Source organism: Dechloromonas hortensis, from assembly GCF_009469765.1.
Lineage (GTDB): Bacteria > Pseudomonadota > Gammaproteobacteria > Burkholderiales > Rhodocyclaceae > Azonexus > Azonexus hortensis.
In genome coordinates this window covers 239,714-259,506 of sequence record NZ_SSSQ01000004.1, presented here as the reverse complement: position 1 = coordinate 259,506, position 19,793 = coordinate 239,714, and the positions used below count along the sequence as shown (strand labels likewise).

Genomic DNA, 19,793 nt, shown 5'->3' with positions numbered 1-19,793 from the left:
GATGAGCCTGATCAACGACATGCTGCGCAATCTCGAGGCCAAGCGCCCGGACGATCTGGCCAAGCAGAACCTGCAGCGCGAGATCCGTTCGCTGCCGGCCGCCCAGGCCCGCCGGGGTGGCCTCTTCAAACTTTTCCTGCTGCTCGGCTTGCCGACGCTGGGTGTTGCTGCCGCCGTGCTGCACGCCAAAGGCGAACTGCTGCCGCTGCCCGGCCTGCCAGCCGAGCCGGTCGTCGCGGTGGTCGTGCCGGCGCCGCCAGCGCCGGTGGTCAGCCCGGTAGCACCCGTTCCAGCGGTCGATCCGGCGGTCGACGTCCAGCCTGCCCTGATTTCCGACAACCTGCGCCTGGCCCAGGATCTGGCGGCCTTGCCGAGCCCGGTGCCACCGGTGCTGGCGGTGCACGACCCGTTGCCGGCAGCCGTTCCGGCCAAGGTCGAGGCGGAGGCCATCAAGCCGGCGCCGGCGCAGCCGAGCGGCCCGGTCAAGATCGAGAAAAGCCCGGTACTGGCGACACCACGCGACCGGGCCGATGCCGAATACCGGCGGGCCGAGCAGGCCCAGGCCGCCGGCCGCAGCGGCGAAGCGCTGGAGGCTCTGAAGGCCGCCCTGAAGCACGACCCCGGCTACGTCCAGGTGCGCCAGGCACTGCTCCGCCAGTTGCTCGACAGCCGCAAAGTGGAGGAGGCCATCGTCGTCCTGCAGGACGGTCTGGAACTGCAGCCGGCGCAAACCGGCTGGGCGATGTCGCTGGCCCGCCTGCAACTGGAGCAGGGCGATCTCGCCGCAGCCGACCGGACCCTGGCCCGCTCGCAGGCCTATGCCGAAAATTATGCCGATTACGCCGGCTTCCAGGGCCATCTGAAATCGCGCCAGAATGCGCATCGCCAGGCAGCCGCCCATTACCAGCGGGCGACGCGGCTGGCTCCGCAGGAGGGGCGTTGGTGGCTTGGTCTGGGCCTGGCGCTGGAAGCCGACGGTCGCCCCGGCGAGGGCAAGGAGGCGTTGCGCCGGGCGTTGGCCAGCGCGACCTTGTCGAGCGAACTGACGGCGGTGGCCGAGCAGCATTTGCGCTGAATCGGCTTTGCCCGCCCGCCGCGAGTGAGCGGGCGCTTACTGTCTGGTGAATTTTGCCTGTTTTGACCGGTCGACCGCCGGAATGCCCGTGCTTAGCGCAGTTTTGCCAACTGGCGGTCGTGCCAGCCGCTGAGCATGAGCAGCGCGCTGCTTGCTCCGAGCAGGGCCATGAACATGTCGGATTGGGTATCCCAGACATCGCCCTGAGTGCCGAGGAATTCATCGGCCCCCTGGCCGAGCGACAGGGCGGCCACCCATTCGATCAGCTCGTAGCTGGCGCTGATCGCCAGCGCGACGCAGAGGCACAGGAAGGCGCTCATCCGGCGGCCGCAGACATGGCCGCCGCGCAGCAGGATTTCGCGGGCGACCATGGCCGGCACGAAGCCTTGCATGAAGTGGCCGATCTTGTCATACGGATTGCGCATCGTGCCGAGCAGATCCTGCAGCCAGAAGCCGAGCGGGACGCGGGCATAGGAATAGGCGCCGCCGCCGATCAGTAGCAGCGCATGGGCGGCGATCAGCACGTAGAGCAGCGTCGTCAGCGGATAGCGCTGGCGGGTGGCGATCAGCACGGGCAGCGCGATCAGGACCGGTGCCACTTCCATCAGCCAGGTCAGGCGTTCGAAGGGGGCGATACCGGAAATGACGAGGGCGATGACAACGCCGGTCAGCAGGCTGCCATTGAGCAACTGGCGCGCGTCCATTTCAGGCCTCGTTGCGGATCAGCTGCAGCAGTTCCTCGCCATAGTGCTCGATCTTGGCGGTACCCATGCCGGTGATGCTGGCCAGCAGGCCGTGGCTGACCGGGCGGACTTCGGCCAGTTCGCGCAGCGTCTTGTCGTGCAGGATGACGTAAGCCGGGACACCCTGTTCCTTGGCCGTATCGGCCCGCCAGCGGCGCAGCAACTGGAAGAGCGCTTCGTCGGCCGGCGCCAGGTCGCTGACCACGGTGTTGCTGCTTTTGGACGGTGCCGACTTGCGCTTGACCGGGCGGCGCAGTTCCACCTTCTGCTCCCCCTTCAGCACCTTGCGCGCGGCATCGGTCAGTTGCAGCGCGCCGTGCTCGGCCATGTCGACATGGACCAGGCCGGCGGCGGCGAGCTGGCGGAAAACGCTCTTCCAGCCATGATCGTCGAGATCGCCGCCGACGCCGAAAGTCGGTAGCTGGTCGTGATTCCACTGTTTGACCTTGTCGGTCGCCTTGCCGCGCAGAATATCGGTCAGGTGGGTGACACCGAAGCGCATGCCGGTGCGGAAAATGGCCGACAGCGCCTTCTGGGCGGCCAGCGTGCCATCCCACAGTTCCGGTGGTTCCTGGCAGACGTCGCAGTTGCCGCAAGGCTCGCGGCTTTCGCTGAAATAGTTGAGCAGCACCTGGCGGCGGCAGCGCGGTGCTTCGCAGTAGGCGAGCAGCGCGGTCAAGCGTTGCGATTCGAGGATTTTCTGGCCTTCGCCGGCGCCCGATTCGGCGATGCGCGCATGTTGCAGCGCGACGTCCTGCATGCCGTAGGTCATCCAGGCTTCGGCCGGTTCGCCGTCGCGGCCGGCCCGGCCGGTTTCCTGGTAGTAGGCCTCGATGCTCTTCGGCAGGTCGAGGTGGGCGACGAAGCGCACGTCCGGCTTGTCGATGCCCATGCCGAAGGCGATGGTGGCGCACATGATCAGGCCTTCCTCGCGCAGGAAGCGGCGCTGGTTGGCGGCGCGTTCCGGGGCGGGCAGGCCGGCGTGGTAAGGCAGCGCCGGATAGGCTTGGGTCGACAGCCATTCGGCGGTTTCCTCGACCTTCTTGCGCGACAGGCAATAAACGATGCCGGCCTGGCCGCGGCGGCCTGCCAGGAAGCCGAGCAGCTGTTTCTTGGCGTTGTCCTTCTCGACGACGGTATAGCGGATGTTCGGCCGGTCGAAGCTGGACAGGAACACGCGGGCTTCGGTTAGGCCGAGGCGGGCCAGCATTTCGTTCTGCGTCGCGGTGTCGGCGGTGGCGGTCAGCGCGATGCGCGGCACGTCCGGGTAGCGCTCGTGCAGCGTCGACAGCTGCAGGTATTCAGGGCGGAAGTCGTGGCCCCATTGCGAGACGCAATGCGCTTCGTCGATCGCGAACAGGGCCAGCTTGCCGGCCTCGTACAGGGCGTCGATCATCGACAGCGTGCGGTCGAGCAGCAGGCGCTCGGGGGCGATATAGACGAGGTCGATGCCGCCGCTGAACATCTGCTGTTCGATGGCCTGCGCCTCGCGCCAGTCGAGTGTCGAATTGAGGCAGGCGGCCTTGACGCCGAGCTGGGTCAGGGCATCGACCTGGTCCTGCATCAGCGCAATGAGCGGCGAAACGACGACGGCGCAGCCCGGGCGGAGCAGGGCGGGGATCTGGTAGCAGAGGCTTTTGCCGCCGCCGGTCGGCATCAGCACCAGCGCGTCGCCACCGTTGCCGACGTGGTCGATGATCTCGGCCTGGGCGCCGCGGAAGGCGGGGTAGCCGAAAACGTCGCGCAGGATGGTCAGCGCGCGGCTGGCGGGTTGTGCTGCGGTCGACACTGTTTTAAGACCGATTTTCAGGCAGCACGGCTTCGCGGCTCAGCGCTTCGCCGTCCCAGACCAGGCATTCGCCACGTGCTTCGTGCCAGTCGGCCAGCACCCAGCGTTCGACGTGAATGCCATCGACGATGTGGTCGTGTTTGGCCGGCTGGTGGGTGTGGCCGTGGATGAAGGTGGCGTAGCCGTGCTGGCGCAGGAAATCGTCGGTAGCGGTCGGGTCGAGGTCGGTATAGGGGTTGTCCTTGCCGCGCTGGCTGGTTTCGCTGACTTCGCGCATGTGGGCGGCGATCGCCCGGCGCTCGGCGAGCGGCTTGGCGAGCAGCGCTGCCTGCCATTCCGGATTGCGCACCTGGGCGCGGAACGCCATGTAGGCAGTGTCGTCCAGGCACAGCGCATCGCCGTGCGAGAGCACGAACTGCCATTCCGGCGTGGACAGGATGTAAGGGTCACCGATCAGCCGGACACCGGTAGCGGCAGCAAAGCCGGCGCCGAGCAGGAAGTCGCGGTTGCCATGCAGCAGGCTGATCTGCAGTCCGCTCTCACTGGCGGCGCGGAGCGCGGCAACCAGTTCGGCATGGTAGGGGTCATCGATGTCGTCATCGCCGACCCAGGCTTCGAACAGGTCGCCGAGGATGTACAACTCCGTCGCCTGGCGGGCGCGCCCGGCGAGAAACTGGCGGAACAAACAAGTCGCCCCGGGCGACCGGGGCGACAGGTGCAGATCGGAAATGAAGAGGATCAAACGATTTCAGCTTTTTCGATGATCACATCTTCGGCCGGCACGTCCTGGTGGAAGCCCTTGTTGCCGGTCTTGACGGCACGGATCTTGTCGACGACGTCCATGCCTTCGACGACTTCGCCGAACACGCAGTAACCCCAGCCTTGGCCGCTCGGTGCCTTGAAGTCGAGGAAGTCGTTGTCGACGGTGTTGATGAAGAATTGGGCAGTGGCCGAGTGCGGGTCATTGGTGCGGGCCATGGCGATGGTGCCGCGCTTGTTCTTCAGGCCGTTGGCGGCCTCGTTCTCGATCGGAGCCTGGCATTCCTTCTGGTTCATGCCCGGCTCCATGCCGCCGCCCTGGATCATGAAGTTCTTGATGACGCGGTGGAAGATGGTGTTGTTGTAGTGGCCGGCTTCGACGTAGGAGATGAAGTTGGCAACCGTCTTCGGGGCCTTTTCGGCGTCCAGGTTGAGGGTGATGACACCGTGGTTGGTGGTGAGCTTGATCATTGGGTAATCCTTATTTCTCGGAGATGATTTTGACGTTCTGGATGACAACCGGGGTCGTCGGAACGTTTTCGTAATAGCCAGCGCTGCCGGTCGGCACCTTGGCAATCTTGTCGACGACGTCCATGCCCTGGACCACCTTGCCGAATACGGTATAGCCCCAGCCGCGCGGGTCGGCCGAGGTGCGGTGGTTGAGGAAGCTGTTGTCCTTCAGGTTGATGAAGAACTGGACACGGGCCGAATGCGGGTCCTGCGTGCGGGCCATGGCGACCGTGCCGCGCTCGTTGGCCAGGCCGTTGGTCGATTCGTTCTGGATGGCCGGGGTCAGCGTCTTCTTCTCTTCCATGGCCTTGGTGAAGCCGCCGCCCTGGATCATGAAGCCGTCAATCACGCGATGAAAGATGGTCGCCTCGTAGAAGCCATGCTTGGCGTTGTAGAGGAAAAACTCGACCGTCTTCGGGGCTTTGTCCGGGAACAACTCAAGGGTGAACTTGCCCAGGTTGGTCGTCATTTCGACCGTCGGGGCCGCCCAGACGGCGACCGAGGCGAGCAGGCCAGCGGCCAGCACGGAGATTTTTTTCAGCATCAGGCACTTCCTTCGTAGATTATTTTCCACTTGCCGTCTTCCCGCAGCCAGTACTGCCGCTTCTTCATCTGGTTGTTCAGATTGTTGCTGCGGTAGTCCTGGTCGAAGGTGACGACGACGACTTCTTCCTTGCCGGGGTTGCGGAAGACGGACAGGTTGTCGAGCTTGACCTTGATCCATTCCTTGCCGGCATTAACCTGTTTTTTCTGGGCGGCGAACTGGTCGAAGTTCTGCTCGGCTGACTTGAAGCGCTTCGAGTAATGGCGCAGGTAGCGATCGGTGTCGCGGCTTTCCCAATCGGCCCGCCAGGCATCGATCGTCTTGTTCAGATCGTTGCGTTCCTTGGCCCAGTCATCGAGCGACAGCCATTCGACCGAGTTGCTGATGATGACCGGGGTCAGGCCGACCTGCAGGTTCTTGGCGACGGCATCGAGATCCTGGTTGGTCAGCACGACGCAGCCGTCGGAGGCGCGCGGCGGCCGCGCGAAGGTATCGGACGGCGTACCGTGCAGCCAGATGCCGCTGCCCTTGCGGCCTTGCTGCTTGTCCCACTCGTTCGGGTAATTGATCGGGAAGGCGCCGCTGCCGTAAAGGTCGGCCAGCTTCTGCTTGGGCAGGTTGGCGGTGACGTGATAGACGCCGACCGGTGTCTTCTTGTCGCCTTCGACCAGCTTTTCGGCGCCCAGCTTGCCCTGCGTGATGTAGTAATCGGCTACGAAGCGGGGCCGCCCACCATTGGCGACATCGTTCTCGTAGAGGTAGAGGCGCGAGCGCTTGGTGTCGACGACAATGGCGTAGCGCTGGTCGGACTGCATCTGCAGCAGGTAGCGCGGCACGAAATTGGCTTCCGGCTTTTCGCGATAGCCCTTCAAGCGAACGACGGCTTCGGCCCGCAGGTCGGCCACCTTGTCGGCAGGAGCACCATTCAGTGCGCCGAAAGTCTGGATCGGTTGGGTCCGGGCGAGCAGCAGGTCACCGCGGATCAGGTGGGCCAGCCGATAGTTCGGGTGTTGCTGCAGCAGCGACTCGGTCAGTTGCAGGGCATTGCCCAGCCGGTTGCCTTCGATTTCCTTGAAAATCTTGGCCAGTTGGGCTTCCGGGCCGGAGTCCGAAACGATCACCGGCAGACGCTTGGCGGGCGCAGCGCTGGCTACCGTGGCCAGGACCGCCGGAGCGGCGAGCCTGGCGAGCGAAGCCGAGCTGCCTGTCTTCTTGCTGGCTTTCGACGCGGTCTTGCTGACCGGCGTTTGCGTTTTTGCCTGCTTGGCCAGCGCGCTGCCGGCCAGACAAGCCGCCAATCCGAGAAGGATTAACTTGCGACCCTGCATCAACGGGAATTTTCTTCCTTGATCAGCCACTTGTTACCCGAGCGGACGAAAACCAGGGTCTTGGTCGTCGAGCTGGAAAGGCCGGGCGCCTGATAGTGCTGGCGGAACTTGGCGGTGGCCTTGTCGCCGCTGACCGAAATCTTCGGCTCATCGAACGTGACCGAAATCTTGCCCGGCTTGCCGGCGATGCGGTCTTCGCGCTCAGCCTCCCAGGCTTTGCGGGGCATGCCCTTGGGCGTGTTGAAATCGTTGGCGTAGGCCGCCAGATAGCCCTTGACGTCCTTGCGCGACCAGGCGTTGGCCCAGGCGGCGATCGCCTTGGCCACATCTTCGCTGGCGGCGTCGGCTTTGTTGGCGACCGGGGCCGGCGGGGTCGGCGGGGTCGGTGCGGCGGCCGGGGTCGGTTTGGCTTCAACCAGCTTGGCCGGGGTGGTCGAGGCGGCGCCCTGGGTGCTGGTGACGACGCTGGCGCTCGGCGCGGCGGCCGGCTTGACGGCAGCTGCCGGCGCTGCGGCGGTCGGTGCCGGGACTGCCAGTCCGGTGGAACTGGGGGCAGCGCTGGGTTTGACGTTGCCCTTGCCTGAGGTGGTGATCAGGTCGCGAATCAGCGCCAGCTTGTTCTGCGTTGCCGCATTGGCGTTGTCGAGCTGCAGGGCCTTGTCGTAGGCCTGGCTGGCCAGCTTGGCGTAGATGTCGCCGAGGTTCTCGTAGGCGATGGCGTAGGACGGATGGGTCCGGATCGCCATTTCAAGCGCTGTACGGGCCTTGTCGTACTGCTTTTGCTGGGCGTAGAGCACAGCCAGGTTGTTATAGGGTTCCGGTAGTTCCGGATAGTCTTCAGTCAGCTTGGTGAAGACGGCGATGGCCTCGGCCGGCTTGTTCATTTCGGTGTAAATCAGACCTTTGAGGAAGCGGCCTTGGGCATCCTTGGGCTTGCTGCTCAAATAAGCGTCCACCTTTTCCATGGCTTGCGGGTACTGACCTTGTTTGATTAGGCGCTGAACTTCCGGCAAGTTGTCGGCAAAGGCCGGGACGGCAAAGCCGATGGCCAGGCCAATTGCCAGTGCACGCAGCGTTTTCAGCTGTTTGAAACGGGGCTGGAGCAGGGAAGTTGAGGTCATCGCTATGCTATAATTTTCGGTGTTTTACAATCTTTCGATTCTACCAAAAACGCCGCCCTTCCCATAGTTTTGCTCTGCGCTGGCGGCGCCGGGAATGCCTTCCGCCATGCTAAAAATCTACAACTCCCTGCAACGGGAAAAACAGCCGTTCACGCCCATCGAACCGAACAAGGTCCGCATGTATGTCTGCGGGATGACGGTTTACGACTATTGCCACCTCGGGCATGCGCGCGTGATGGTCGTTTTCGACATGGTGTACCGCTGGCTGAAGGCTGCCGGTTACGACGTGACCTATGTTCGCAATATCACCGACATCGACGACAAGATCATCCGGCGGGCCATTGAAAATGGCGAGACCATCCAGCAGCTGACCAATCGTTTCATCGCCTTCATGCATGAAGATGCCGATGCGCTCGGTGTGCTGCGTCCCGATCACGAACCGCGCGCCACCGAGTATGTGCCGCAGATGCTCGATCTGATCAGCAAGTTGCAATCCAACGGCCTGGCCTATCAGGCGGTCGATGGCGATGTGAATTATGCGGTGCGCAAGTTCGAGGGCTACGGCAAGCTTTCCGGCAAGTCGCTCGACGATCTGCGGGCCGGGGAACGGGTCGAGGTCGATTCGGCCAAGCAGGACCCGCTCGACTTCGTGCTCTGGAAGCACGCCAAGCCGGGCGAGCCGGCCTGGGAGTCGCCCTGGGGCGAAGGTCGTCCGGGCTGGCATATCGAATGTTCGGCGATGAGTTCGAGTATTCTCGGCAAGCATTTCGACATCCATGGCGGCGGCCAGGATCTGCAGTTCCCGCACCATGAAAATGAAATCGCCCAGTCGGAAGGTGCACACCAGTGTTCCTATGTGAACTACTGGATGCACAACGGCTTCGTTCGTGTCGATAACGAGAAGATGTCGAAGTCTCTGGGCAACTTCTTCACCATTCGCGAGGTGTTGGAACGCTACGATGCCGAAGTGATCCGCTTCTTTATTCTGCGTGCCCACTACCGCAGCCCGCTGAACTACTCCGATGCGCATCTCGATGATGCCAAGCGCAGTCTGGATAGCCTGTATTTCGCGCTGCGCGATGTGCCGCCGGTTGACGTGGAAATTGACTGGAATTCCGATTTTGCCGCCCGCTTTGCCGCGGCGCTGAACGAGGACTTCGACTCGCACGGCGCGATTTCGGTGCTCTTCGAGCTGGCCGGCGAGGTTAATCGGCAGCGCAGTGCGGCACTGGCCGGTTTGCTGAAGGCTTTGGGCGGCGTCATTGGCCTGCTTGAGCGCGAGCCGATGGTTTATCTGCGCGGTGACGTTGCGGCGGGCAGTCTCGACGAGGCGGCGATCGAGCAAATGATCGCGGATCGTGCGGCGGCCAAGCAAGGCCGGAATTTTGCCGAGGCCGACCGCATTCGCGACGAGTTGAAGGCGGCCGGCATTGCGCTCGATGACAGTGCGCAAGGCACGACCTGGCGCCGAGCCTGAGATCGGCAAATAAAAACGGCCCTGAAAAGGGCCGTTTTTATTATGTTTACCGCAGGCCTTACTTCAATATCTTGCCGCCCGGGCCGACGACGGTCAGTTCGACATAGCGCGAACCCAGACGGCCATTGTTGCCGTAATTGATGCGATAGCCGCCGAAGTCGACGTTGTTCAGGCTTTCCAGGGCGCTTTGCAGCTTTTCGCGGCTGAGATCCTTGCCGGCGCGGCGCAGACCTTCGACCATGGTGCGCGCCATCAAATAGGCTTCCATGCCGTAGTAGGAGTAGGCGCCGGGTTTGTTGATCAGGCGCTGGTATTCGCGGACGACCGGGATGATGTCGTTCCACGGGTAGGGGACGACCTGTGAAATGCCGATGCCGCGGGCGTCGGCGCCAAGTTCCTGAATCAGTTGTTCGGTGCCGACCGGGGACAGGGTCATGAACATCGGGTTCTGGCCGGATTTTTTCATCGCCTTGACGAAAGCGGCGGTCGGCTTGTACAGCGTCACCATGATGACCGCTTGCGGATTGGCTTTGCTGATCGGCTCGAGGGCTTTGCTGATATCCACCGAGTTGCGTTCGACAGTGCCGACGGCGGAGGGTGTCAGGCCGTGTTTCTTGAGGGCGGCGGTGACGCCGTCTAGTCCCGATTTGCCGAAACCGTCATTTTGGTAGAGCACGGCGACGCTTTTCAGGCCGAGCGAGACCATCTGATTGACGATGGCTTCGGTTTCGTCGGCGTAACTGGCGCGTACATTGAACATGTAGCGCGAGTTCGGGTTGCTGGCTATTGGTTCGCGCAGGCTGGTGGCGCCGGAAATGGTGCCGACCAGCGGCACCTTGGCCGGTCCGAAAACGGTATTCATCGCCTCGGTGGTCGGGCTTGAGCCGTAGTAGGCGAGCAGTGCAAAAGCGTGTTTCTCGTTGAGCAGGGTTTTGGTGTTGCTCAGCGTCTTTTCTGTTTCGTAGCCATCGTCGAGGGCGACCAGTTCCAGCTTGCGGCCATTGATGCCGCCGGATTTGTTGACCTGCTCGAAATAGGTCTGGATGGTTTGCCGCATGTCCTGTCCATAGGCGCCGTTCGGGCCGGAGAGCGGGGCGGACATGCCGAGCGTGATGCTGGTGTCGGTGATGCCGGGGTCAGCAGCCCAGCCGAGTGTAGAAAACGCAATGGCGCCAAGGCAGGCCAGTCGCTTGATGACTCGCATTCTTTTGTCTCCCCAGTTTGACTATTCCGAAGATTCTAACAGTCGCCAGTCGGCGTGGGGAGCGCGGCAAGGGCTTGCTTTGGTGATAAAGGGTGATTCGCAATTGGGGCTGTCGATTTTTGGCGAGTGTCCTGGCTGCGCGAACTGCTTTTAAGGGGTGTGAACCTTGTCGTGTCGTAGAATTCGCCTGGTGCGACACGGCGTTCCAGCCCCTGGTCGCGTTTTCAATGGATATTGTTCATGGTCTTTGCAAATGTACCGCTCAGGGCGTGGTTCTTGACGCTGGCCCTCGGTTGCTTTGGTTTGGTTGGCGTGGGGATGGCCTTGCAGGCGATGCTGAATCTGGCGCCCTGTCCGCTCTGTATTTTTCAGCGCCTGCTCTACATCGTGATTGGCTGCTTGGCGCTAATCGGCGCGTTGCTACCGAAGCTGCGCCAGTTGTGGGCTGGCCTGGTCGGGTTGCTGGCGGTCCTGGGGGTCGGCGTCGCCGGTTATCAGACCTGGATGCAGGCCTTTCCCGAATTGGCCAGCGAGTGCAGCTATACCGATCCGAACCTGATCGAAAGCCTGGTTGATTGGCTGGGTATGCAATTTCCCTCGATGTTCCTGGCTACTGGTTTTTGCACTAGCCGCGATTGGGAAATGTTCGGGCTGTCGATGGCCAACTGGTCCTTGCTGGTCTTTGTCGGCATTGTCGGTTATGCCGTTTTTCTCTTCCGGCGGAAATTCTGATTTTCCGCTGCGCAAAAAACAAAACCCGCCGAAAGGCGGGTTTGTCGAAAGCTGGAGGAGGCTGAATTACTTCAGCTTCACTTCCTTGTAAGCGACGTGCTTACGGGCCTTCGGATCGTACTTCATCATCTCCAGCTTTTCAGGCGTCGTGCGCTTGTTCTTGGAGGTGGTGTAGAAGTGACCGGTACCAGCTGTGGATTCCAGCTTGATTTTTTCGCGACCGCCTTTAGCCATTTTATCTATCCTTCCTTAAATCAGACTTCGCCGCGGGCACGCAGGTCGGCGAGGACGGTATCGATACCGTTCTTGTCGATCACGCGCAGGCCGGCGTTGGAAACGCGGAGACGGACGAAGCGGTTTTCGCTTTCGACCCAGAAGCGGCGATACTGCAGATTCGGCAGGAAGCGGCGCTTCGTTTTGTTATTGGCGTGGGAAACCTTGTTCCCAACCATCGGGGCTTTACCCGTTACTTGGCAGACTCGCGCCATGATTGGTGCTCCAGAATTTGCTAGAAGAAAGCCCGCGATTTTAAAGGATAAGTACCGGAAGTATCAAGCGCTTTTTCTAAATCAAGCCTCTTTCGGCGAAAGAAAGAGGCGGCTGGGTGCCGGCGACGATGAAGTGATCGAGCAGCTTGACGTCGACCATGGCCAAGGCCTCTTTCAGCGTCCGGGTCAGCATTTCGTCGGCACGCGAAGGCTCGGCGACACCGGATGGGTGGTTGTGGGCGAGGATGACGGCTGCCGCATTATGTGCCAGCGCCGCCTTGACGACTTCGCGCGGATAGACCGAAGTCTGGGTCAGCGAACCGGTAAACAATTCCTCTGCTCTTAGTAGACGATTTTGCGCATCGAGCCACAGGGCCATGAATACTTCGTGCGGGCGGCCACCGAGCTTCAGGCGCAGCCAGTCGCGGACCTGGCCGGGGGCGGCGAAGGTGTCGCGACTGGCCATTTCCTGGCTGAGTGCTCGGCGGGCCAGTTCGAAGCTGGCTTTCAGTTGGGCTGCCTTGGCCATGCCGATCCCGGAGACACTGGCCAGTTCTTCCAGCGTCGCTTCGGCCAGGACGCCGAGGCGGCCGTCGAAGCGTTGCAGTAGGTCGCGGGCGAGATCGACGGCGCTTTTGCCGCGCACGCCGACGCGCAGGTAGATGGCGAGCAACTCGGCGTCGGACAGCGCTTCGGCGCCATGGGAAAGCAGGCGTTCGCGCGGTCGTTCGCCCTCGGGCCAGTCGGTGATCGCCATGCTATTTCCAGTAGAATTGGCAGGCTCATATTCTAATGGTAAGACAATGGAATTACAGGGAAAGCGCATCGTTCTTGGCGTGACTGGCGGTATCGCGGCCTACAAGGCGGCTGAGCTGGTTCGCTTGCTGGGCAAGCAGGGCGCCAACGTGCAAGTGGCGATGACCGAAGGGGCGACCCACTTCGTGACCGCGACGACTTTTCAGGCGCTCTCCGGCCAGCCGGTATTTGCCGACCAGTGGGATGCGCGGATGCCGAATGCGATGGCGCATATCGATCTATCGCGGCAGGCCGACCTGATCCTGGTCGCCCCGGCTTCAGCCGATTTCATGGCTCGCATCGCGCACGGCATGGCCGACGACCTGTTGGCGACCATGGTGCTGGCCCGCGATTGTCCGCTGTTGCTGGCCCCGGCGATGAACCGGCAGATGTGGGAAAACCCGGCCACCCGGCGCAACGTGAATCAGTTGCTGGCCGATGGCATCAATATTCTTGGTCCGGCTTCCGGCGAGCAGGCCTGCGGCGAGGTCGGCGCCGGCCGCATGCTGGAGCCGGAAGAGATTCTCGAAGAGGTGATCGCCTTCTTCACGCCCAAGCTGCTGGCTGGCCGCAAGGTGCTGATTACCGCCGGGCCGACCTTCGAGGCGATCGATCCGGTGCGCGGCATTACCAATCTGTCTTCTGGGCGGATGGGTTATGCCGTAGCGCGGGCGGCCCGGCAGGCCGGCGCCGAGGTGACGCTGGTTTCCGGGCCGGTTGGTTTTTGCCCGCCGCAAGGGGTTGACCGCATCAATGTCAGAAGCGCCCTCGAGATGCATGCGGCGGTGATGGCGCAGGCAGCGGCCGCGGATGTCTTTATTGCCGTGGCGGCGGTGGCCGATTATCGGGTGGCCAATGCTGCCGAGCACAAATTGAAGAAGGATACTGGCGGTATTCCGCCGATCGAGCTGGTCGAGAATCCCGATATCCTGGCCGAAGTGGCCGCTCTGAAGAATGGCCCGTTCTGTGTCGGCTTTGCCGCCGAGAGCAGGAATCTTGAAGAATATGCGCAGACTAAACGGCGCAAGAAGAATATCCCGCTGATCGCCGGCAACCTGATTCAGGATGGTTTCGGCGGCGACGATAACCGACTGGTCTTATTTGACGATGCCGGTTCGCACCCGCTGGAGCCGGCTCCAAAATCGGTGCTGGCCCGGCAGTTGGTTGAACACATAGCTCATTTGACAGGAAAACACTGATGCACCGTATCGACGTAAAAATCCTCGACAACCGCCTGCGCGACAATCCGCCACACTACGCCACGCCCGGTTCGGCCGGCCTGGATTTGCGTGCCTGTCTCGATGCGCCGTTGCATGTGGCGCCGGGGCAGACGACACTGGTCCCGACCGGGATGGCGATTCACCTGGCCGATCCCGGCTTGGCGGCGATGATCCTGCCGCGCTCGGGGCTTGGTCACAAGCACGGCATCGTGCTCGGCAACCTGGTCGGCTTGATCGACAGCGATTATCAGGGCGAGCTGATGGTCTCGGTGTGGAACCGCGGGCACGACAGTTTCACGCTCAATCCGCTCGATCGCATTGCCCAGTTGGTGGTCGTGCCGGTGCTGCAGGTCGGCTTCAATATTGTCGATGAGTTCGACGCCAGCAAGCGTGGCGAAGGCGGCTTCGGGAGTACCGGGCACGCCTGAGCCGGAGCGATTCGCGCTGCTGAAAAGACAAAAGGCCGCCTTGCGGCCTTTTGTCTTATGGGCTTCAGGTCGCGTCCGGCTTGCTGTTCCCGAAGCGCAGTTCCTGCGGGTAGGGGAAAAAATCCTCGACGTGACCGGCGCGGATTTTCTGCTGCGCCTCCTGCCAGAACTTGGGTGACAGCAGGTCGGCGTGATGCTTGTAGAAAATCTTGCGGACGATGGGCGAGGCGAGCAGGAAGGTGGCGAACTCTTCCGGAAAGACATCGTTTTTGGCCACGGCGTACCAGACCTCGCCGGACATTTCGGTTTCGAAATCGGGGGCGGGCGGAATCCGGCGGAAATTGCAGTCCGTCATGTATTCGATTTCGTCGTAGTCGTAGAACACGACCCGGCCGAAACGGGTGATGCCGAAATTCTTCCACAGCATGTCGCCGGGGAAGATGTTGGCTTGCGCCAGTTCGCGAATGGCGCTGCCGTATTCCTTGATGGCGTGTTCGAGACCTTCGATATTGTTGCTGCGTTCCATCCGCTCAAGGTGGATGTTGAGCGGCTCCATCCGGCGCTCGATGTAGAGGTGCTTGATGATCAACTGCTCGCCGTCGATTTCATAGCAGGAGGGGGCGAGCTTTTCCAGTTCGTCGAGGATCTCGGGGTCGAAACGGTTGAGCGGGAACAGCACGTTCGAGAATTCCAGGGTGTCGGCCATCCGACCGACGCGGTCGACCTGCTTGACCAGCATGAATTTCTTTTTGACGGTGGCGCGGTCCATGTTCTTCGAGGCGCCGAAGACATCCCGGATGATCTTGAAAACGTAAGGGTAGGACGGCAGCGTGAAGACCAGCATGACCAGGCCGCGGATGCCGGGGGCCATGATGAATTTGTCTTCCGAATGGTGCAGGTGATAGATGAAGTCGCGGAAGAACATGGTTTTGCCCTGCTTGCCGAGGCCGAGCATGATGTAGAGCTCGGAACGCGGCTTGGCGGGCAGGATGGAGCGCAGGAACTGGACATAGCCGGAGGGTACTTCCATATCAACCATGAAATAGGCGCGCGACAGCGAGAAAAGCAGGCCGATCCGCCAGGCGTCAAGGAGCACGGTATCGAGGTAGAGCTTGCCGTCTTCATCGTGCATGACCGGGATGGCGAACGGATACTCCGCGGCCCCGTTCACCGCCTTACCGATGATGTAGGCCGCCTTGTTGCGATAGAAGGCGGAGGCCAGCACCTGAATCTGGAAATTGACTTCGCGCCGCGGGATGCCGTTCAGGAAGCGGCGAATCGCTTGATAAACATAGTCGACGTCGCGCTCCAGATCGGCAAATGGGCGCTGCCAGTCGAAATCACGGACGATGGACAGCATCGCACCGCGCACCCCATCTTCCTTGGCGTAGTAACTGCGATAGGTGGGGTCGTGGTCGGCTTCGATGTTTTCGGTCGACACCGTCGGACGGACAAAAATGAAATCGTTGTGGAAGTAATTGCGGTGCAGGATCTTGGTGGTCACCGAATTGAAGAAGGTTTCGGCCAGTTCCGGCTGCTTGTGGTTGAGCAGCAGGCCGATGTAGAGCAGCTTGATCTGCTGCCAGGTCGGCTGGTCGATCAGGCCGGCGTCGAAATCGTTGCGCAGGCGTTCGACGCATTCATCGACCCGGTCGTCGTAGAAACGGATGCGTTCCTTGACCGCCTTGTGTACACCCAGCCAGTCGCCTTGCTCGAAACGGGTCTTCGCCTCCCGGCAGGTCTGGCGGAACAGGGTGTAGTGCTTGTTGAAGCCCTGGATCAGGGCGAGCGCTATCTGGTGGGCATTGGTGCCGTAGAGACCCACGGATATCTTCATTGTGTCTTGTCTCCTGCAGAAGCGCTGATCTTAGCACCGCCAATGGACGAAGATGCCCGATGCGTCGTGCTTGGCCGGCGTTTCGCCCGCGATGTGAAAAGCTGTTTCGTTGACTGGGATGCGCTGGAGGTCGATACTTCCAATGTTTTGCTATTGCAAACCGGTTTACAAAAGTTCCGGGGCCCGCCCGGACCAATAATTCAATCCAACGCAAGGGGATATTTATGGCTGGTGGAAAGTCAAAAATCATTTACACGCTGACCGACGAAGCGCCGTTGCTCGCGACGTGCGCGTTCTTGCCGATCATCCGCACTTTCACCGGCCCGGCCGGCATCGAGATTGAAAAGGCTGACATTTCGGTTTCTGCCCGTGTCATCGCCGAATTCCCGGAGTTCCTGACCGAAGAGCAGCGTCTGCCGAATACCCTGGCCGAGCTGGGCAAGAAGTGCTTGCTGCCGGACACCAACATCATCAAGCTGCCGAACATTTCAGCTTCGGTCGCCCAGTTGAAGGCTTGCATCAAGGAATTGCAGGAAAAGGGTTACGCCATCCCCGACTATCCGGAAATGGCCAATACCGATGAAGAGAAGGCGCTCAAGGCCCGTTTCGGCAAGTGTCTCGGCTCCGCCGTCAACCCTGTGCTGCGCGAAGGCAACTCCGACCGCCGCGCGCCGGGTGCCGTCAAGAACTACGCCAAGAAGCGCCCGCACTCCATGGGTGAATGGAAGCAATGGTCGCAGACCCATGTTTCCCACATGGAACACGGCGACTTCTACCATGGCGAAAAGTCGATGACCCTCGACAAGGCCCGCGAAGTCCGCATGGAGCTGATCGCCAAGGGTGGCAAGACCACCGTGCTGAAGCCGAAGCTCTCCCTGCTCGAAGGCGAGATCATCGACTCGATGTTCATGAGCAAGAAGGCGCTCTGCGACTTCTACGAAGCCCAACTGGAAGATTGCCGCGAGTCCGGCATCCTCTTCTCGCTGCACGTCAAGGCGACGATGATGAAGGTCTCGCACCCGATCGTCTTTGGCCACTGCGTCAAGATCTACTACAAGGACGCCTTCGAGAAGCACGGCAAGACCTTCGAGGAACTGGGCATCAACGTCAATAACGGCATGGTCGATCTGTACGACAAGATCAAGACCCTGCCGGAATCCAAGCGCGACGAGATCATCCGTGATCTGCACGCCTGCCAGGAACACCGTCCGCGTCTGGCCATGGTCGACTCGGCCAAGGGCATCACCAACTTCCATTCCCCGAACGACATCATCGTCGACGCTTCCATGCCGGCGATGATCCGTCAGGGCGGCAAGATGTGGGGCGCCGACGGCAAGCAGTACGACAGCAAGTGCGTCATGCCGGAATCGACCTTTGCCCGCATTTACCAGGAGATGATCAATTTCGTCAAATGGCATGGCAACTTCGATCCGCGGACCATGGGCACGGTGCCGAACGTTGGCCTGATGGCCCAGCAGGCCGAGGAATACGGCTCGCACGACAAGACCTTCGAGATCGCCGAAGACGGCATCGCCAACATCGTCGACATCAATACCGGCGAAGTTCTGCTGACCCAGAACGTCGAAGCTGGCGACATCTGGCGCATGTGCCAGGTCAAGGATGCCCCGATCCGCGACTGGGTCAAGCTGGCCGTTACCCGCGCCCGCAACTCCGGCATGCCGGCCATCTTCTGGCTGGATACCTATCGTCCGCACGAAAACGAGCTGATCAAGAAGGTCCAGAAGTACCTCAAGGATCACGATACCAGCGGCCTCGACATCCAGATCATGTCGCAGGTCCGTGCCATGCGCTACACGCTGGAACGCGTCGCCCGCGGCCTCGACACCATCTCGGTGACCGGCAACATCCTGCGCGACTACTTGACCGACCTGTTCCCGATCATGGAACTGGGTACCTCGGCCAAGATGCTTTCCATCGTGCCGCTGATGAACGGCGGCGGCATGTACGAAACCGGTGCCGGTGGTTCGGCCCCGAAGCACGTCCAGCAATTGACCCAGGAAAACCACCTGCGCTGGGATTCGCTCGGCGAGTTCCTGGCCCTGGCCGTGTCGCTGGAAGAACTGGGCATCAAGGAAAACAACGCCCGCGCCAAGTTGCTGGCCAAGACGCTCGATGCCGCCACCGGCAAGCTGCTGGACAACAACAAGTCGCCATCGCCGAAGACCGGTGAACTCGACAACCGCGGTTCGCAGTTCTACCTCGCCATGTACTGGGCGCAGGAACTGGCTGCCCAGACCGAGGACAAGGAACTGGCCGACCATTTCGTCAAGCTGGCCAAGGCCCTATCCGACAACGAGGCTCAGATCGTCGCCGAGATGAAGACGGTGCAGGGCAAGCCGGTCGATATCGGTGGCTACTACAAGGCCGATGCCGAAAAGACCAAGGCCGTGATGCGTCCGAGTCCGACGCTGAACGCTGCACTGAAGGCTGCGAACGCCTGATCGGCTGTTTCCTGATTGTGTTGGCAGAAGGAGGTCTTCGGACCTCCTTTTTTTATGGTGACTGGGGCGAGTGGCCGATCAGCGCCTCCATGGCAGGGTAGGTGTGCGAAAATGGCGGGTTTTGTTCGCTGGCTTCCCTGTCATGGCTTCTGCTGTTCGGCCTTCATTTATTCTGGCATTGCGCGCCTTTGCGGCACTGACCATCGTCTGGCATCACTTTGCCCTTTATGCCCCGTTGACCGACTGGGCGGCACCGCTTTGGGGTGGTTTCCTGGCTTGGCTGGCTCAATATGCCCGTGCTACACAAGTTTTCTTTGTGGTCAGCGGCTTTGTCGCTGCCCAGACAATCGGTACCCGGGTCTGGAGCGTTAATCAGCTAGGACGTTTTGCGATCCAGCGTTATTGCCGCCTGGGGCTGCCCTACCTGGCGATTGTCGTAGCCATCCTGCCCATTTACGAATTCGCCCGCGGCTGGGTGCCTGATGACGTGCTGGGGCAGCCGGTATCGCTGGCCCAATTCCTCGCCCATCTGTTTTTTCTGCAGGATATTCTGGGCTATGAGGCCCTCTCGGCCGGCTTGTGGTTTGTCTGCATCAACTTCCAGCTTGGGTTTGGCTACGCCTTCGGGATGGTCTTGCAGCAGCATTTCGGCAAAGGGAAGGAAGGCATCTTTACCTTGCTTGGCTGGGGCAGTTCGATCTATTCGCTGTTCCACTTCAACCTTGATCCGGGCGGTGAGTGCTGGGCGATGTATTTCTTCCCCTATTTTTTCATGGGCATACTTGTGCACAAGGCATTGGTACGCCGTTCCCCGATCGAATTTGTTGCCTTCCAAGGCTTGATGGTCCTGGCCATTCTTTACGAATGGCGCTGGCGGCTGGTTATCGCGATGCTGTTTGGGATGATGCTGTTTGTTGCCGAACGTTCCGGTCTGGGCCAACGCTGGCCGCGCAACCGTCTTGTTGCGGCACTTGGCAAGATCTCGTTCAGCCTGTTTTTGGTCCATTTTCCGGTTCTGGTGCTGGTTGGCGCGCTATGGGCGCGCATGGAGTGGAACTCGCCAGAGGCCGCCGTGTGCGGTTTGTTGTTTGCATTTCTGCTTAGCCTGACGAGTGCCTGGGCGTTCCACCGCTGGGTGGAGACACCATCCGCCTTGCTCTCGAAGCGCTTTCGTGCTCCTGATCCGTTGGATGGCCAGGATGTTGCTGGGCGGCGGCTGCTTTTGGAGCGCTGACATCAGCGCTGATTTTGTTCCATAATTAGCGCTGGTTGCCCGTTGGA

The 19,793-nt window shown here is 61.2% G+C and carries 19 protein-coding genes; 7 read left to right on the top strand and 12 right to left on the bottom strand.

All coding sequences use genetic code 11. The features are described 5' to 3' along the window. Position 1: 1 nt before the first annotated feature. Entirely contained in the window at positions 2 to 1,075 is a 1,074-nt protein-coding gene (locus GH663_RS09420; RefSeq protein ID WP_066883667.1) for a tetratricopeptide repeat protein, read from the top strand. Between the two features lie 92 nt (positions 1,076 to 1,167). Here GH663_RS09420 and GH663_RS09415 read toward each other — a convergent pair whose 3' ends face one another. The 7 genes from GH663_RS09415 to GH663_RS09385 are packed head-to-tail and all read right to left on the bottom strand — an operon-like array spanning position 1,168 to position 7,869. Further along, positions 1,168 to 1,779, bottom strand: a complete 612-nt coding sequence (locus tag GH663_RS09415; protein WP_066883665.1) for a DUF2238 domain-containing protein — start codon at positions 1,777 to 1,779, stop codon at positions 1,168 to 1,170. 1 nt (position 1,780) lies between these two features. Continuing rightward, entirely contained in the window at positions 1,781 to 3,607 is a 1,827-nt protein-coding gene (recQ, locus tag GH663_RS09410; RefSeq protein ID WP_066883663.1) for a DNA helicase RecQ, read from the bottom strand. A 4-nt stretch (positions 3,608 to 3,611) separates the two neighbouring features. Then, entirely contained in the window at positions 3,612 to 4,349 is a 738-nt protein-coding gene (locus tag GH663_RS09405; protein WP_153131378.1) for a UDP-2,3-diacylglucosamine diphosphatase, read from the bottom strand. Then, positions 4,346 to 4,837 (bottom strand): peptidylprolyl isomerase, encoded by a 492-nt coding sequence (locus GH663_RS09400; RefSeq protein ID WP_066883659.1) that lies wholly within the window; start codon positions 4,835 to 4,837, stop codon positions 4,346 to 4,348. The genes GH663_RS09405 and GH663_RS09400 overlap by 4 nt, the downstream gene beginning before the upstream one ends. 10 nt (positions 4,838 to 4,847) lie before the next feature. Then, positions 4,848 to 5,420, bottom strand: coding sequence for a peptidylprolyl isomerase (locus GH663_RS09395; protein ID WP_153131377.1), 573 nt, complete (start codon positions 5,418 to 5,420; stop codon positions 4,848 to 4,850). Continuing rightward, positions 5,420 to 6,778 carry a L,D-transpeptidase family protein gene (locus GH663_RS09390; RefSeq protein ID WP_246181543.1) on the bottom strand — a complete coding sequence of 453 codons (1,359 nt, stop codon included), beginning with the start codon at positions 6,776 to 6,778 and terminating at the stop codon, positions 5,420 to 5,422. The genes GH663_RS09395 and GH663_RS09390 overlap by 1 nt, the downstream gene beginning before the upstream one ends. Further along, positions 6,748 to 7,869: a L,D-transpeptidase Cds6 family protein gene (locus tag GH663_RS09385; RefSeq protein ID WP_153131376.1), complete on the bottom strand. Its 1,122-nt coding sequence runs from the start codon at positions 7,867 to 7,869 to the stop codon at positions 6,748 to 6,750. Before GH663_RS09385 ends, GH663_RS09390 begins: the two co-directional genes overlap by 31 nt. Positions 7,870 to 7,975: 106 nt before the next feature. Between GH663_RS09385 and cysS the strand changes: the two genes are divergently transcribed. Continuing rightward, positions 7,976 to 9,346 (top strand): cysteine--tRNA ligase, encoded by a 1,371-nt coding sequence (gene cysS, locus GH663_RS09380; RefSeq protein WP_153131469.1) that lies wholly within the window; start codon positions 7,976 to 7,978, stop codon positions 9,344 to 9,346. 58 nt (positions 9,347 to 9,404) lie between these two features. Here the strand turns inward: cysS and GH663_RS09375 are convergent, their stop codons facing one another. Next, complete coding sequence (locus GH663_RS09375) at positions 9,405 to 10,550, bottom strand: ABC transporter substrate-binding protein (protein WP_153131375.1); 1,146 nt, start codon at positions 10,548 to 10,550, stop codon at positions 9,405 to 9,407. Positions 10,551 to 10,790: 240 nt separating this feature from the next. Here GH663_RS09375 and GH663_RS09370 point away from each other — a divergent pair, with 240 nt between their 5' ends. Then, entirely contained in the window at positions 10,791 to 11,282 is a 492-nt protein-coding gene (locus tag GH663_RS09370; protein ID WP_153131374.1) for a disulfide bond formation protein B, read from the top strand. A gap of 66 nt (positions 11,283 to 11,348) precedes the next feature. On the opposite strand, the gene rpmG is transcribed toward GH663_RS09370, so the two are convergent. From rpmG to radC, 3 genes are all read right to left on the bottom strand, one after another. Then, positions 11,349 to 11,516, bottom strand: coding sequence for a 50S ribosomal protein L33 (gene rpmG / locus GH663_RS09365; protein WP_066883653.1), 168 nt, complete (start codon positions 11,514 to 11,516; stop codon positions 11,349 to 11,351). A 20-nt stretch (positions 11,517 to 11,536) separates the two neighbouring features. Continuing rightward, positions 11,537 to 11,770, bottom strand: a complete 234-nt coding sequence (gene rpmB, locus GH663_RS09360) for a 50S ribosomal protein L28 (RefSeq protein WP_153131373.1) — start codon at positions 11,768 to 11,770, stop codon at positions 11,537 to 11,539. Positions 11,771 to 11,846: 76 nt separating this feature from the next. Further along, positions 11,847 to 12,527, bottom strand: a complete 681-nt coding sequence (radC, locus tag GH663_RS09355) for a RadC family protein (protein ID WP_153131372.1) — start codon at positions 12,525 to 12,527, stop codon at positions 11,847 to 11,849. Between the two features lie 46 nt (positions 12,528 to 12,573). Between radC and coaBC the strand changes: the two genes are divergently transcribed. Together coaBC and dut are read left to right on the top strand one after the other, a co-directional pair. Further along, positions 12,574 to 13,764 carry a bifunctional phosphopantothenoylcysteine decarboxylase/phosphopantothenate--cysteine ligase CoaBC gene (gene coaBC, locus GH663_RS09350; RefSeq protein WP_153131371.1) on the top strand — a complete coding sequence of 397 codons (1,191 nt, stop codon included), beginning with the start codon at positions 12,574 to 12,576 and terminating at the stop codon, positions 13,762 to 13,764. Then, positions 13,764 to 14,213 (top strand): dUTP diphosphatase, encoded by a 450-nt coding sequence (gene dut, locus GH663_RS09345; RefSeq protein ID WP_153131370.1) that lies wholly within the window; start codon positions 13,764 to 13,766, stop codon positions 14,211 to 14,213. The genes coaBC and dut overlap by 1 nt, the downstream gene beginning before the upstream one ends. Before the next feature lie 64 nt (positions 14,214 to 14,277). On the opposite strand, the gene aceK is transcribed toward dut, so the two are convergent. Further along, positions 14,278 to 16,050 (bottom strand): bifunctional isocitrate dehydrogenase kinase/phosphatase, encoded by a 1,773-nt coding sequence (gene aceK / locus GH663_RS09340; RefSeq protein WP_153131369.1) that lies wholly within the window; start codon positions 16,048 to 16,050, stop codon positions 14,278 to 14,280. A gap of 224 nt (positions 16,051 to 16,274) precedes the next feature. Here aceK and GH663_RS09335 point away from each other — a divergent pair, with 224 nt between their 5' ends. After that, the gene (locus tag GH663_RS09335; protein WP_153131368.1) at positions 16,275 to 18,512 is read left to right on the top strand and encodes an NADP-dependent isocitrate dehydrogenase; all 2,238 of its coding nucleotides are present in this window, start codon (positions 16,275 to 16,277) and stop codon (positions 18,510 to 18,512) included. A gap of 142 nt (positions 18,513 to 18,654) precedes the next feature. Further along, the gene (locus GH663_RS09330) at positions 18,655 to 19,746 is read left to right on the top strand and encodes an acyltransferase family protein (protein ID WP_153131367.1); all 1,092 of its coding nucleotides are present in this window, start codon (positions 18,655 to 18,657) and stop codon (positions 19,744 to 19,746) included. The last annotated feature ends 47 nt before the right edge of the window (positions 19,747 to 19,793 follow it).